Annotated in this window: 13 protein-coding genes and 3 pseudogenes; 7 read left to right on the top strand and 9 right to left on the bottom strand. The window is 72.9% G+C overall.

All coding sequences use genetic code 11. The annotated features are described in order from the left end of the window. Nucleotides 1-226: 226 nt before the first annotated feature. The 6 genes from AB0P24_RS34800 to AB0P24_RS34775 form a co-directional block, all read right to left on the bottom strand. The gene (locus tag AB0P24_RS34800) at nucleotides 227-799 is read right to left on the bottom strand and encodes a YbhB/YbcL family Raf kinase inhibitor-like protein (RefSeq protein ID WP_365801135.1); all 573 of its coding nucleotides are present in this window, start codon (nucleotides 797-799) and stop codon (nucleotides 227-229) included. Further along, on the bottom strand, nucleotides 796-1,362 hold the full coding sequence (locus AB0P24_RS34795; RefSeq protein WP_365801133.1) for an isochorismatase family cysteine hydrolase: 567 nt from the start codon (nucleotides 1,360-1,362) through the stop codon (nucleotides 796-798). The genes AB0P24_RS34800 and AB0P24_RS34795 overlap by 4 nt, the downstream gene beginning before the upstream one ends. Nucleotides 1,363-1,386: 24 nt before the next feature. Then, a complete protein-coding gene (locus tag AB0P24_RS34790) occupies nucleotides 1,387-3,186 on the bottom strand; it encodes an MFS transporter (RefSeq protein ID WP_365801131.1) in 1,800 nt (599 codons plus the stop codon). A 29-nt stretch (nucleotides 3,187-3,215) separates the two neighbouring features. Next, nucleotides 3,216-3,656, bottom strand: coding sequence for a MarR family transcriptional regulator (locus tag AB0P24_RS34785; RefSeq protein WP_365801129.1), 441 nt, complete (start codon nucleotides 3,654-3,656; stop codon nucleotides 3,216-3,218). A gap of 267 nt (nucleotides 3,657-3,923) precedes the next feature. Then, nucleotides 3,924-4,298, bottom strand: a complete 375-nt coding sequence (locus AB0P24_RS34780) for a ferredoxin (RefSeq protein WP_365801127.1) — start codon at nucleotides 4,296-4,298, stop codon at nucleotides 3,924-3,926. Nucleotides 4,299-4,355: 57 nt separating this feature from the next. After that, nucleotides 4,356-4,799: a universal stress protein gene (locus AB0P24_RS34775; RefSeq protein WP_365801125.1), complete on the bottom strand. Its 444-nt coding sequence runs from the start codon at nucleotides 4,797-4,799 to the stop codon at nucleotides 4,356-4,358. Between the two features lie 570 nt (nucleotides 4,800-5,369). Between AB0P24_RS34775 and AB0P24_RS34770 the strand changes: the two genes are divergently transcribed. Further along, complete coding sequence (locus AB0P24_RS34770) at nucleotides 5,370-5,735, top strand: DUF6479 family protein (protein WP_181809238.1); 366 nt, start codon at nucleotides 5,370-5,372, stop codon at nucleotides 5,733-5,735. A 13-nt stretch (nucleotides 5,736-5,748) separates the two neighbouring features. Here AB0P24_RS34770 and AB0P24_RS34765 read toward each other — a convergent pair whose 3' ends face one another. Continuing rightward, complete coding sequence (locus AB0P24_RS34765) at nucleotides 5,749-6,204, bottom strand: RpiB/LacA/LacB family sugar-phosphate isomerase (protein WP_365801123.1); 456 nt, start codon at nucleotides 6,202-6,204, stop codon at nucleotides 5,749-5,751. 31 nt (nucleotides 6,205-6,235) lie between these two features. Further along, nucleotides 6,236-6,364 (bottom strand): annotated as a pseudogene (locus tag AB0P24_RS34760) (NAD(P)-binding domain-containing protein); the annotation flags it as partial. Nucleotides 6,365-6,654: 290 nt separating this feature from the next. On the opposite strand from AB0P24_RS34760, the gene AB0P24_RS34755 reads away from it, so the two are divergent. Further along, on the top strand, nucleotides 6,655-7,464 hold the full coding sequence (locus tag AB0P24_RS34755) for a class I SAM-dependent methyltransferase (protein WP_365801121.1): 810 nt from the start codon (nucleotides 6,655-6,657) through the stop codon (nucleotides 7,462-7,464). A gap of 15 nt (nucleotides 7,465-7,479) precedes the next feature. On the opposite strand, the gene AB0P24_RS34750 is transcribed toward AB0P24_RS34755, so the two are convergent. Then, nucleotides 7,480-8,865 carry a Fic family protein gene (locus AB0P24_RS34750; RefSeq protein WP_365801119.1) on the bottom strand — a complete coding sequence of 462 codons (1,386 nt, stop codon included), beginning with the start codon at nucleotides 8,863-8,865 and terminating at the stop codon, nucleotides 7,480-7,482. Nucleotides 8,866-9,189: 324 nt separating this feature from the next. Here AB0P24_RS34750 and AB0P24_RS34745 point away from each other — a divergent pair, with 324 nt between their 5' ends. The 5 genes and pseudogenes from AB0P24_RS34745 to AB0P24_RS34725 form a co-directional block, all read left to right on the top strand. Beyond that, a complete protein-coding gene (locus AB0P24_RS34745) occupies nucleotides 9,190-10,323 on the top strand; it encodes a LacI family DNA-binding transcriptional regulator (RefSeq protein ID WP_365801117.1) in 1,134 nt (377 codons plus the stop codon). A gap of 282 nt (nucleotides 10,324-10,605) precedes the next feature. After that, nucleotides 10,606-10,795, top strand: a pseudogene (locus AB0P24_RS34740) (sugar ABC transporter substrate-binding protein); the annotation flags it as partial. After that, nucleotides 10,794-11,300: pseudogene (locus AB0P24_RS34735) on the top strand (carbohydrate ABC transporter permease); the annotation flags it as partial. The pseudogenes AB0P24_RS34740 and AB0P24_RS34735, both read left to right, overlap by 2 nt. Before the next feature lie 30 nt (nucleotides 11,301-11,330). Next, the gene (locus AB0P24_RS34730; RefSeq protein ID WP_365801115.1) at nucleotides 11,331-13,457 is read left to right on the top strand and encodes a beta-galactosidase; all 2,127 of its coding nucleotides are present in this window, start codon (nucleotides 11,331-11,333) and stop codon (nucleotides 13,455-13,457) included. A 16-nt stretch (nucleotides 13,458-13,473) separates the two neighbouring features. After that, a partial coding sequence (locus AB0P24_RS34725; protein WP_365801113.1) for a sialidase family protein occupies nucleotides 13,474-14,129 on the top strand: 656 nt, incomplete at its 3' end.

Raw genomic sequence — 14,129 nt, 5'->3', positions numbered from 1 at the left:
GCTCACGCCACGCTAGGCAGCCCTGCGCCGCGGCGGAAACGCGGATCGGCGATGCCAGCCATCGGGGCAGGCGGTTCCCGGCGGCCCGGTCCGCCCTCGTGCGGATCTCCTCGGACGCCAGGACGAGGACGACGAGGACAGCCGCGAGGAAGGAGCCGGGCTCACCTCGGTGACAGGATCTCCTCGGCCCCGGGCACGCCGCTGGTGCGGCGGCCCGGGGCGCGGGTCAGCGCTCGACTGTGCCGGTCAGTCGGCCGCGGGCGAGGACGGGTGCGGTGACGGCGGGCAGGAGGGTGCGGGGCCGTGCCCGGTCCGGTGACGCGGTGCCGGGGGCACTGTCCACGGGTGCCGCCAGGGCGAACAACTGGAAGACGTAGCGGTGTGGCCCGTGGCCTTTGACGGGCCCGGGACCGTGGTATCCGCGCCCTAGGGAGGACCGCAGCAGCCGCACTCCGGTGGCCGGCTTCCGTGCGTCGAGGGCACCGGGTTCAAGGTGTCCGGCTGCCGGGTCGATCAGGGCGGCGCAGTGCACGGCGGGCTTGGCCAGCGGGACGTCGACGTCCTCGACGACCAGGAGGATCTGGGCGGTGCCGGCCGGCGGCGGGGTCCAGGCCAGCTGAGGGGAGAGGTCGTCGCCGCCGATGTTCTTCAGGCAGTGCTCCAGCGGAATGGGGTCTCCGTCACCGAAGTTCCGGCTGGTGAGGGTCAGCAGCTCGGGACCTTGCAGATTGGGCAGATTCCATGCCGCGTGGGTCTCGCCTGCCCTGCGGTTCTTCAGGATGCGGCCCAGCAGGGTCATCGCGTCGCCTCGATCATGTCGACGGTCTCGGCGGTGGTGGCGGTCTCGCCGAGTTTCGGGAAGACGCGTTCGACGCTGTGGCGGTGGGCATCGGCGTCCGGGTCGGTCATGGCGTCGGTGGCCAGGACGACGTGGTAGCCGTAGTCGTGGGCCGAGCGTGCGGTCGACTCGACGCCCGAACTGGTCGCGATTCCGGCGAGCACGGTCTGGGTGACGCCCAGGTCCCGCAGGAGGGTGTCGAGGCCGGTGTCGTGGAACGCGCTGCGCCGCCGCTTGGTGATCAGGTGGTCGCTCGGCCGGACGTCGAGTTCGTCGATGAGGTCGGCCCGGCCGGACGGCAGTGCGACGCCGCTCCCGGACCGCTGGGCCTCGGTGCGGCCCGGCGCGCGTCCGGTGACGTTGACCAGGACCACGGGCAGGCCGTGCCGTCGGAACTCGGTGCTCAGCTGACTCGCCCGCTTGACGGCGGCGGTCGCCCGGCTGTCGGCGCGGGCCGCCACGATGCCCTTTTGCAGATCGATCACGACGAGCGCGGGCGTGGGGTCGACCGCTGTCAGTGCCATCAGTGTTTCTCCTGTGGATGTCGGCTAGTTGCCGGGGTCAGGGCGCATGGTGGTCTCCGCCCGCGTCAGTCCCGTCCCGGTGTCGGCCGCGGCGCCATGGGTGTCGTCGGCGGCCGTTCGCGGTCCGGGGGTCTCGACGGCGGGACTGGTGCCGCGCAACAGGGAGGCGAGCGCGGCGAGGAAGGCGAGGGTGGCGCCGAAGGCGAACACGACGACCAGGCCGGAGTGGAACGGCCCGGAGATCAGGCTCGGGAAGAAGTCACGTCCGGTCAGGGTCTGTTGCTGCGCCACCGTCAGGTGGGTCAGGGTGCCGCCGGGCTGGAGCAGGTGCTGGATCGGGTTGACGCCCAGTTGGGCGGCGAACAGGGACGAGACCGGGGGCAGGCTGCCGATCCGAGTGGCGACGTGGGCCGGTACGCCCTGCTCTTGCAGGCCGGTGGTGAGGGTGTGCGGGAGGGCATCGGCCAGTCCGGCGATCATGAGGGAGAAGAACACGCCGATGGAGACGGCGGTGCCGGAGTTCTGGAAGGTGGAGCGCATGCCGGAGGCGACGCCGCGCAGCTGTGCGGGCACGCTGCCCATGATCGAGGAGGAGTTGGGGGAGGCGAACATACCGCTGGCTATCCCGTTGATCGCGATCAGCACGGCGAAAACCCAGTAGCTGAAGTCGATCGGCAGCAGCATCAGGCCCAGGAAGCTGGCGCCGAACAGCAGCGCGCCGCCGGTGGCCAGGCCCCGGGAGCCGAGCCGGTCGGACAGGTGGCCGGACACCGGGCCCGCGGCGAGGAATCCGGCGGTCAGCGGCAGCAGGAAAATGCCGGCCCACAGGGGCGTGTCCCCGTAGTCGTAGCCGTGCAGCGGAAGCCATATGCCCTGCAACCAGATGACCAGCACGAACTGCATGCCGCCACGGCCGATCGAGATGCCCAGGCCCGCCAGATTGCCGAACGTGAAGGCCCGCAGGCGGAAGAGACCCAGTTGGATCATCGGCGCGGCGACGCGGTTCTCGATGACCACGAATGCCGCCAGCAGGCCCAGTCCGCCGACGATCAGGATGTCGACCAGCGGGTTGGTCCAGCCCATGGTGTGCCCCCCGTAGGGCTGCAGGCCGAAGGTGACCGCGATGAGAACCGCGCTGAGACCCACCGCGAAGGTGATGTTGCCCCACCAGTCGATCCGGCCGCCACCGCTCTTGCCGGTCTCCCGCAGGGTGCGGTAGGCCCACAGCGTGAAGAACACGCCGACAGGCACGTTCACCCAAAACACCGCCCGCCAGTCCCAGGCCGACAGCAGCCCGCCGGCGACCAGACCGAGAAACATCCCGGCCAGCCCCGCGACCTGGTTGACGCCCAGGGCGAAGCCGCGCTGCTCCGCGGGGAAGGCGTCGGTCAGGATCGCGGCCGAGTTCGCGGCCAGCATCGAACCTCCGACGGCCTGCACCACCCGCCAGGCGATCAGCCACATCGCCCCGTGCCCGCCGTCGAAGGGGTCGAAGGACAGCAGGACCGACGCGAAAGTGAAGACCGCGAACCCGGAGTTGTAGATCCGGACCCGGCCGTACATGTCTCCCAGGCGGCCCACCGTGACCACCAGGACGGCCTGGACCAGCCGGTAGCCCATGATCATCCACAGCAGACAGGCGATGTTGCCCGGAGCCAGCGGGTCCAGGTGCACGCCGCGGAAGATCGCCGGCAGGGCGATCAGCACGATGGAGCCGTCCAGCGCGGACATGAAGACCGCGGCGGTCGTGTTCGTCAGCGCCGTCCACTTGTACCGGTCACCGGGCAGACGGCCCGGGGCGCGCGTCTTGGGAGGATCCGTCATCAGTGTGCTTCCTCGGTGTTCCGTCGGCGTCAGATGCTCTGGGCCAGCCGCTCCAGCAGCGGCCCGGCCTCCGCGAGCAGCTCCAGCTCCGCCTGGGTGAACGCGCTGCTGGTCAGGGCCCGAGCAATGAGGTCGACCCGCGCGTTGCGCTTGTCCTGCAGCGCCTGCAGACCCGCCTCGGTCACCGACAGCACCATGCGCCTGCCGTCGTCCGGATCCGGGTGGCGTTCGACCAGGCCGCGGGACCGCAGCGCACCGAGCGTGGCCCCCATGGCCTGTGCGGTGATCTGCGCCTCGCGGGCCAGTGCCGAGGAGGTGGTGGGGCCCAAGCGGTCCAGGCGTGACAGGGCGGTCCGCTCGGGCATCGTGAGTCCGCCGTCGACGGGCACTTGACGCACCCGTCGCACCAGCACGCTGAGACCGGCCAGCAGGACCGAGGCGACTTCGTCAGGGTCCAGATCATCGTTCATATACTAAGGCTACCTTATAAAGCAGCCTTAGTATATTCAGCGCACCGTGCCGCCCCGAGAGAAGCGGGACCGGCGCGGGCCCCGCAGCCAGGCCGAACATCGCCCCCGCGGCGACCGCGGGGGCGACCCGGCGCCACCCGGCAGCCCCCTGTTCCGGGCCCATGCCCTGTCCTCTGCTCGGGGACTGCCGGTCGCTCGTCGGCCTCCGCGCACGCGCCGGACCGGGTGCCGGTGCCGCCCGGTTCGCCGGTGCCGGGCGCCCGGGGTTCAGCCGAGCGCCGCCATGAAGTCAGTGCAGGCCGCGGCGCACGCCCGGCAGGCGGCCGCGCTCCGCCCGGCGCCCGGACGGGCGTCGAAGACCCGCGCGCAGTCGAGGCAGACCGTGCGGCACCACTCCAGCTGGACGCGCAGAGCGTCCTCGTCCCGGTCGGTCTCCTCGGTCAGCGCCCGGCAGGTGGCGTCGCACACCTCGGCGCACCTGACGCCGGTGCGGCGCAGGCGGTCCATCTCGGCGGACCCGTCCGGATCCAGCACGCCCGCACGCAGCACGCACATCCGGGCACACTCGGCGCAGGTCTGCGCGCACGCGAACCGGTCTTCCAGGAACCGGTACAGGTCCTGCTGCGAAGGCGTCGACATCATGCGGCCCGGGTAGCCTGCACGCGGCATCGACAAACGCGGCGCGGCACGACCCGCGGATCAGCCCTCGTCCGCCCGGACGATCACGACCGGGCAGGTGGCGTGCTGGGACACCTGCTGGCTGACGGAACCCAGCAGGGCGCGGGCGAACCCGCCCCGCCCTCGGCTGCCGACGACCAGCGCCTCGGCACCCTCCGCGGCCCGCAGCAGGACGTCGGAGGCGTTGCCGTGCACCAGGTGGGAACGGACCGAGCCCGCCGCGTCCGCGCCGAGCACGTCGGTCAGCTCCTGCCGCATCCGGTCCCGGGCCTCCTCCACGTCGAGGTCCATGTCCACGGCGGGCCCCGACCAGCCGTACAGCCCCGGCAGCTCCCACACGGCGACCGCCTCCACGACACCGCCGACGAGGCCGGCGTACCGCAGGGCCCAGCGCAGGGCCGCGTACGAGGACGGCGACCCGTCGACGCCGACGACGACCCGCCGCTCGGTGACGTCCCTGTCCATGCGTTCCACCACTCCTCGGGCTCCCCTCGGGCGTTCGGCAGGCCCCTCCTCCACGCTGCGCGACCGGCGGCCGCACCGCCAGAGAAGTGCGGCCGGGGGCATGACACGGCACGCCCCGCCGCCCGCGCGCGGCACGGTGGAATCCGGGCCGTTCGGCCCTGGCGGCACGGGCGGTCCCATGGTGTGCTGAAGGTGACGGGAAGGACCCGAAGTGACGCGGGGAAGCGGTCGGGCCGACCGCGCACCGCGCAATCAGGATCCGCGAGAAGCGGATGGGGTCCTTCCCGCCCTCTCGTCGTGATCGGCGGGGTCCGAGGAGGCACCGGCACCCGTGTACGGCAGTCCGTGCACCGTCGCCGACACGATCACCCGCTCCCCGTCGCGGCAGGCCGCGACGCCCCGTTCGTGACGCCGTCGTCGCGCTGACGCCGTTTCGGTACGCGACGGTCCGCGCCGCCGCCCAGGCGGCCCCCTCTTGAGCCGTCGGCACCGACCGCTGTCGCCCGCTGTGTACGGTCAGCCACCCAAAGCGTCCGGTTCATACCGTTCTGGGCGGGGTATCCCTTTGCTATGAGTACGGAACCGATGCAGCTGGCCGCTCCCAGCGGCCTACTGAGTCTCGCGCTCTTCCTGGTGGCCGTGGCCGTGCTGGCGATGCTCGCCGGAGGCTTCTGGCTGGGCAACCGGGTCAAGTACCGCGAGTCGCCCCGGCCGCGTCCCGAGGAGCAGCCAAAGCTGCCGCCGGAGGGCGCGGTGCACGAGGTCCGGGAGAACCGCGAGTCGGAGGAGATCCCGCAGATGCCCAAGGGCGGCCGTCCGCTCACCCCGTACGAACTCAGCAACCAGCAGACCAGGCCGAGCGCGTCGAAGGACCGGCCGCGCTGGAGCAAGGGCTCCAGCGGCTCGTTCGGCGGCGGCGGGCTCGGCGCCCACTGACCGCGGACGGTCTCTAGACAGTCCCCCGGCCCGCGTCGAGGTGCCCGACGTGGGCCAGGTTCCCGAGATCCTCGGCGTCCTGGCTCGGGGCGGCCGCGAACCAGGCGTCGAGGATCTCCTTGAGCACCGGCTGCGAGGTCAGGCGCAGGCTGAGGGCGAGGACGTTCGCGTCGTTCCAGCGGCGGGCGCCGTCGGCGGTGTAGGCGTCGGCGCACAGCGCGGCGCGGACACCGGGCACCTTGTTGGCGGCGATCGAGGCGCCGGTGCCGGTCCAGCAGCACACCACCGCCTGGTCCGCGGCGCCGGCGGCGACGTCCCGGGCGGCCGCCTCCGAGCAGACGGCCCACTGCGGGTCGGACCCCGGTTCCAGCGCGCCGTACGTGCGCACCTCGTGGCCGCGACGGCCCAGTTCCTCGACGAGGAGGCGGGCGACGGGTTCGTCCATGTCGGAGGAGACGGAGATCCGCATGCCCGGGAGCCTAGTCGGTCGACGGCGGCGGCGCCCCGGCCGCCCGCAACGCCTCCGCCCGCGCGGGCGTCCCGTTCCACACGACGAGCGGCGTGCCGGCCCTGGCGAGGTTGAGCGCCATGGGCTGTCCCATCACCCCGAGCCCGACGAAGCCGTGCACCGGGGCACCGGGGCTGCCGGTCGCTTGTGTCGTCGTCGCGTCTCCTGGTCGTCGTCCGGCGGGTGCGGATCACCGGCACTGTACGGCGCGCCCGAGCCGTCCGGCGGCGGGCGCGGATCAGGCCGTCCGCCTGGTCCTGCCCGCCGTTCAGAAGGTCCGCAGGCGGTGCGGGCCGGTCAGTTCACGCACCTCCACGAAGCCGGCCACGGCCTGGGTCGTGTCCACCCCCAGGTGCTTCTCCAGGAGAGCCGGCCTGCCGGCGGTCCCGGTGTCCGGCCGGTGGTGGCGGCATGACCACCGCGCCGGGCGGCGGCCGATACGGCGAGGCCGTCTTCCGTCCCGGACAGGCCGGCGAGGGCGAGCGCATCGACGCCGGTGCCCTTGCCTACGACGACATCACCATGGCCCGGCTGCGGGCCCTCGGAGCCGGACCGGGGTGGCACTGCCTCGACGTGGGGGCCGGTACGGGCACGGTCTCCCGGCGGCTGCTGGACGAGGCCGGGGTCGAGAGCGTGCTCGCCGTGGACCGCGACGTACGTTTCCTCGGCGAGCGGCCCGGGCTCGACGTGCTGAAGGCGGACATCACCGCCCCGGGCGCCGTCCGCGGCCGGTTCCGGCTCGTCCACGCGCGCTTCGTGCTGATGCACCTGCCCGAGCACGTGCGCCTGATCTCCACGCTGGCCGAACTCGTCGCGCCCGGCGGTGTGCTGGTGCTCAGCGACGCGGTCGACCTGACGAGCGACCGCACGCCCGGCACGCCGTACACCACGGCGATGCGGGCGATGTGGCAGGGGCTGCGGGCCACCATCGGCACCGACGTCTCCTGGGTGCCGTCGTACCCGCGGTTGCTGCGCGGCGCGGGGCTCGGGTCCGTCGCCGCCGAGATCCATGTGCCCCCGCTACAGCCGGGCAGTCCCGTCAGCCGCTTCTGGGCGGACACCTGGGAACGGAGCCGGGCCGCCATGCTCGCCACCGGCCTGGTCGACGACGCGGCCGTCGACGCGGCGGTCCGGTACCTGGATTCCGAGGAGTGCGCCGCGCTGTCGGCCGGCATGCTCACCGTCTGGGGCTGGAAGGCCGGGGAGGAGACCTTCCGCTGATCGGAGGCGAATCGGTCACGAGGCCGGCAGGGCCGCGCGGCGCCGGGTCTCCGCGAGATGGAGGTCGACGCAGTTGGCGAGGGTCAGCGCGTCCCGCGGGTTGTCGGCGTCGAAGGCGTAGCGGCGCAGCAGGCTGACGCCGTCGAGCGTGACTCCTTCACGAGCGAGGACGAAGACCAGGGCGAGGAAGGCACACCGGGCGTTCCCGTCCTCGAAGGGGTGGAAGAAGCACACGTCGAGGTAGGCGCGGGCGGCCCGGACGGTCAGCGGCAGCGGCGCGCCGCGCTCCGCGGCGCACTCCTTGGCGCTTTCGGCCAGGCAGGCGTCGAGGCGGGCCCGGGTGTCCGGGGCGATGCCGTAGCGCTCCCGGCCGCGCTTGGCGAAGGCGGGCAGGGTGCGCATCGCGGGCGGCCGCGCGGTGCCCAGGACGTGCTGCTGCCAGCCCTGAAGCAGTCCGAAGCCGAGCGGCGCGCCGTGCGCCGCGTCGGCCCGGAGCCGTTCCAGCGCGGCGAGCAGCCCGTCGCCGCGGGCCGGGTCCAGGACGCGGTCGAAAGCGCGGATGTCCTCCGCCGCGCCGTCCCGCGTCCCGGTCACCGGTCCTTCCCCACCGCGGCCGTACACGTCCTGCCAGGCCACGGTCTCGCGCACGGCCAGCCAGCGTTCCAGGTGGTCGACGGCCGGCCCGGCGGGCGTCGCCGGTTCGCCGGGCGTGTCCACCGCCTGCGCGAGGCGCTCCGCGATGTCGTCGACCAGCACGATGCCGGGGCCGGTCCAACTGCGGAACCGGCCGCCCACCGCGTCGTCCACGAGGTCCTTCGCGCGGTCCGGTGCGACCCCCCAGCGGTCGAGGAACCAGACGAGCACCTGCCGGCAGTGCCCGTACCAGCCGCTGCCGCAGCCCGTACGGTCGACCACGTGCAGGATGAGGTTCCGGGCGGTGCGCTCCCACAGGATCCGCTGGTCCTCGATGTCGGCCGGATCCAGCGGGTACGTCTCGAACCACCCGGCGAGGCTCTCCAGCCACGCCCGCCACTCGCACAGCGCCGCGGCGACCCGGTCGAGCGTCTCCTCGGGGGTGGTGATCGAATGTCGCGGGCAGCACCAGCTCCCGACGGGACCGCCGTCGAAGTCCCCCTCGTCGTGCGCCCAGCGCCAGCCCACGGCCCAGCGGCCGTAACGCTCCGTCAGGGCGGCCGACACGGCACTCGCCCAGAGATCGCCCTCGCCGCGGTTCCAGGCGCTGATCACCGGATCGCCGGGCCGTGCGTCGGGAGGGCTCGGCACACGTCGGGCCGGGCCGAGCGAGCGCACCACCCGAGCCGCCGTCGTGTCGTCGAACGGATGGCGGGCGGGGTCCACCTCGTCCCAGGTCAGGTCGAACGGCCACAGCACGGATCTCACCGCGCAAGCCTCCACGGGCGTCCCGTGATCGGGCAACCGTATTACGGTCGGTTGTCCGGCCTGAAGAACAGCGCGGTGACCGTGGCCCGCACCTCCGGTTGCGGGGTGCCCGGTCGGCCCCGGAGGACCGCCGGCTCCGTGCCCGGCCGCATGGCAGGACTCGTACAGCACCCCCCGGACATACGTCCGGACTCTTGACGTCCGCAGCATGACTGCGTAGACATGACTACGCAGACATGACAGCGTAGTCAGAGCCGACGGTCCGGATCGCGCATGCCATGATGGGCCTCGATCACCTCGATCGAGCGGTCACCGGGAGACGCCATGACACCAGGCACGGGACGCGGCAGAAGCACCGCGGCTCCGCGGAGTGTGGACGTGGCGCGGCTGGCCGGGGTGTCCCAGAAGACCGTCTCCAGGGTCTTCAACGACGAGCCCTACGTCTCCGAGGAGGTGCGCCGGCGCGTCCTCGACGCCGCCGAGCACCTCGGCTACCGGCGCAACAACGCCGCCCGGGCACTGGCCTCCGGGCGCACCCGCTCGATCGGCGTGGTGACGCTGGGCACCGCCCTGTACGGGCCCGCCTCGCTGCTCATGGGCGTCGAGCGGGTCGTCCGGGACACCGGCTACGCGCTGCGCGTGGTCAACACGGTGGAGGGCGATCCGGCGGGCCTCTCCGGTGCCGTCGACTCGCTCCTCGACCAGGGCGTGGACGGCATCGTCATCTCCGAGCCCATCGACGAGCAGGCGGACGGCGAGGTGGGCACCCCCGGCTCGCTGCGGGTCGGCGTTCCGGTGCTCGTGATGGGCGCGCCGCCGCCGGTCACCGCACCCGTCGTGCTCACCGCGGGGGACGGCGCCGACCTGATGGCCCGGACCGCCACCGAACACCTGCTGGGCCTGGGTCATGTGACGGTCCATCACCTGGCCGGTCCACAGCGCTGGTACGCCGCCCGGGACCGCAGGGAGGGCTGGCGGGCGGCTCTTGCCGGGCAGCGGGCGGAGGTGCCGCCGGTGGTCGTCGGCGACTGGTCGGCCGCGTCCGGATACACGGCGGGCCGGACACTCGCCGCCGACGACCGGGTCACGGCCGTCTTCTGTGCCAACGACGACATGGCGATCGGTCTCATCCGCGCACTGGCGGAGTCCGGCCGCCGGGTGCCGGAGGACGTCAGCGTGGTCGGCTTCGACGACATCCCGGTCGCCGCCTACGTGACTCCCCCGCTCACCACGGTGCGTCAGCCCTTCGACGCCGTGGCGCAGGAGGGGCTCAAGCGCCTGGTCCACGCCATCGAGAACCCGACGGCTGATCCCCTGCCGCCGAGCGCCCCACCGGTCGACCTCATCGTCCGCGCCTCGACCGCGCCTTGGCCGGGCCCAAGGACACCGGCTCGTGCACGGCGCCGCGCGCCCTCCGGGCCCGAACCCGTGAACGGAGGTGCTCCAGACCGTAGCTGACACACCGTCGAGCCCGGCCGAAGAGGCCGGCGATCACCTCCGCGATTCCCGGGACGAGCCGCCGTACCGATGTCATCCACGTCGTACTGACGCGGCACCGATCGCTCCCTGCCCCCGCGTGCGCCGCCATGACTCCGGCGCCCGGAGCCGCCCCTGACCCCCAGTGGGCCCCGAGACAGGCCTAAGCGCCTGCATCTGTTCCTCTGCTCTGTCCCTCCACGCTCAGCCCCCGCACGCCCTCGCCAGGCGTGCCGCCATCGTCGCCACCGGCGGGAGTTCACCATGCCCAGATTCACCTCCGTTTCCAGCGCGTCCCCCATGAGCCGCCGACTGTTCCTCGCCACCACCGGCGCCCTGTCGCTCGGCGCCGCCCTCACCGCCTGCGGCGGCCAGGACTCCGGCGGTTCCGCCGCCGCCGCGAAGCCCGTCAGCCAGGCCGACATCGACAAGGGCCATGAAGACACCGACCGATCCCGACCACGGCACTGGCGATCCCGACCTACCTGCTCTTCGCCAAGGCCGGCCTGGTCAACACCCCGTGGGCGATCATCCTGCCCTCCCTCGTCAACCCGTTCGGGCTCTACCTGATGCGCGTCTACGCGGCCGACGCCGTCCCGGACAGCCTCCTGGAGGCCGCGCGCATCGACGGCGCCGGCGAGGCCCGGATCTTCTTCCGGATCGCCCTGCGGCTGCTGGCCCCCGGCCTGGTGACGGTCCTGCTGTTCACCCTGGTGGCGACCTGGAACAACTACTTCCTTCCGCTGATCATGCTCAACGACCCGGACCTGTACCCGATCACGGTCGGGCTCGCCCGGTGGGCCGACCAGGCCCAGAACGGCGGGGCCGGCGCGAGCAGCGACATGCTCGCGCTGGTCGTGACCGGCTCGCTCATCTCGGTCGTCCCGCTCGTCGCGGCCTTCCTGCTGCTCCAGAGGTACTGGCAGAGCGGGCTGGCGGCCGGCGGCGTCAAGCAGTGACTCCCCTGTCTTCTCCTGGAGGTCCTCTTCATGGCGGCTCTGCCTGCCCGTGTCCTGTTCGGTGCCGCGTACTACCACGAGTACCAGCCGTACGAACGTCCCGCCGAACGCCTCAAGACCGACCTCGACCTGATGGCCGACGCCCATGTCACGGTCATCCGGGTCGGCGAGTCGGTCTGGTCGACCTGGGAGCCGGAGAACGGCCGCTTCGACCTGGACTGGCTGCAACCGGTCCTCGACGGCGCCCACGAGCGTGGGATCTCCGTCGTCCTGGGGACGCCGACGTACGCCGTCCCGCCGTGGCTGGCCCGCCAGTACCCGGAGATCACCGGCGAACGGCGCACCGGTGAGCGGATCGGCTGGGGTGCCCGGCAGGAGGTGGACTTCACGCACCCGGCGTTCCGGTTCCACGCCGAGCGGGTCGTCCGGCGGATCGTCGGCCGCTACGCCGGTCACCCGGCCGTCATCGGCTTCCAGGTCGACAACGAGCCGGGCAACGAACTCCTGTACAACCGGGGTGTGTTCGAGAGGTTCGTCGACCATCTCCGGGAGAAGTACGGCGACGTCGAGACCCTGAACCGCGCGTGGGGCCTGGTGTACTGGTCGCACCGCCTGTCCACCTGGGCCGACCTGTGGACCCCGGACGGCAACGCGCAGCCCCAGTACGACGTCGCCTGGCGGGAGTTCCAGGCCCGGCAGGTCACCGAGTTCATCGGCTGGCAGGCGGACATCGTCCGCGAGTACGCCCGCCCGGAGCAGTTCGTCACCACCTGCATCTCGTACACCCGCCCGGCGGTCGAGGACGACCTGCTCACCGACCGCCTCGACATCGCCGCCGGCAACCCGTACTACGACATGCAGGACGGGCTGCTGCTGCCCGACCCCACCCCCGACCACCACGAGCAGCAGTGGAAGACCAGTGGCGTGTGGGCGCTGCACCGGACCGCCGACTGGATGTTCTCCTCCCGGCAGGCGCCGTTCCTGGTCACCGAGACCAACGCCGGCTCGATCGGTTTCCCGTGGGACAACCGGCCCGGCTACGACGGCCAGTGGCGGCAGGCGGCCTGGGCGCTCGTGGGGCGCGGGGCCCGCATGATCGAGTACTGGCACTGGCACACCCTGCACTTCGGCGCGGAGACCTACTGGGGCGGCATCCTGCCGCACACCGGCCGGCCCGGCCGCGTCTACGCCGAACTGGCGCGGCTGGGCGCGGAGTTCGAGACGGCGGGCGCGCTCGTCGCCGGGCTGGAACCGGACGCGGACCTCACGCTGGTGTACTCGACGCCGAGCAAGTGGCTGATGCAGAAGTACCCGCCGCTGGCCACGCCCGACGGCGAACCCGACCCGGACGCCTACCACCGCGTGTTCGACGCCTTCTACCGGGGCGCCTTCGACGCCGGCCGGCAGGTCCGGATCCTGCACGCCCGCCGACTGCAGGTGGGGGACGGCCTGACGCCGCAGGAGACGGTCCGCCGGCACCCGGTCCTGGTCGTGCCGGCGCTGTATCTCGCGGACGACGCGACCCTCGACCGGCTCGCGGCCTACGCCCACGCAGGCGGCCATCTGGTCCTCGGACCGCGCACCGGCTACGCCGACCACGAGGCGCGGGCCCGCACCGAACCGGCCCCCGGACGGCTCACGGACGCCGCCGGTGTGTCGTACGACGAATTCAGCAACCTGGTGCGGGACGTGCCGGTGCGGTCGGTGCCCGGCGGTCCGCTCCGCCTGCCCGAGGGCGCCACGGCGACCCGCTGGGCGGACGGCCTGACCGTCACCGACGCCGAGATCCTCGCCGGGTACGACCACCCGCACTTCGGCCGCTGGCCGGCGGTCACGACCCGCCGGCACGGCGCCGGCCGGGTGACGTACACCGGTACGGTGCCGGGCCGGGAACTCGGCCGGGCCCTGGCCGAGTGGCTGGCCCCGGCCCCCGCCCACGGCTGGCGCGACCTGCCGGTGCCGGTCACCGCGACGACCGGCACCGCACCGGACGGGCGGCGCGTGCACATCGTGCACAACTGGAGCTGGGAGCGCGCGAGCGTCGCCGTCCCGGTGCACCTCACGGACGTGCTCGACGGCACGTCCGTCCCCGCGGGCACGGCGCTGGAGCTCGGCCCGTGGGACGTCCGTGTACTCGTCGCCGCCGGCATCGGCTGACCGCCCGGGAGAGGCCATGCGGAGAAGAAGGACAGCGAGAGCACCGGGCACGTTCGCCGCGGCGTCCGCGCTGCTGATGACCCCGCCCGCCAGTGCGCGCGCGTACGCCCCGACCGGCGGGATCCTTTACCAGCCCGGCAGCGGGCCCTGTCTGAAAGGGCGCGGCAACCGCGTGAGCTACCCCAAGTCGGCGCAGCTGCCGACCGGGCGGCTGGTCGCCTCGTTCGAGAGGCCCACCGTCGGGTCCGCGTCGGGCGGTGCCGACGGGCAGACCCTCCCGGTCTGCAAGAGCGACGACCACGGAACGACGTGGCAGCCGCTGTCGGAGGTGAAGGCCCCGGCGTACCTGTCCGACGACCCGCGGTACGCGAAGTACACCAGCAACTGGACCAACCCGTACCGGTACACGCTGCCGCAGGACGTCGGGACCCTGAAGCAGGGCACCCTGCTGCCGGCCGGCGTCGTGTCGGGTGACGACGCCTACTACAAGGAGCACAAGGCCGCCGACCCGGACTGGACGCCGTCCGACGACGGTGACCGCAAGGACCTGGCGATCGCCCTGTACGCCAGCACCGACGGCGGCGCCACCTGGAAGGTCGTCAACGTGATCGCCACGGGCGGGTGGCAGGCCGACCGCACATGCGCCGTGCCGGCCGCCCCCCGTGGGGCGGC

The organism is Streptomyces sp. NPDC086519, assembly GCF_040686075.1.
Taxonomy (GTDB): Bacteria; Actinomycetota; Actinomycetes; order Streptomycetales; family Streptomycetaceae; genus Streptomyces; species Streptomyces shenzhenensis.
Note: the sequence above shows the minus strand (reverse complement) of the source record. Positions and strands in the feature narration are given on the sequence as shown.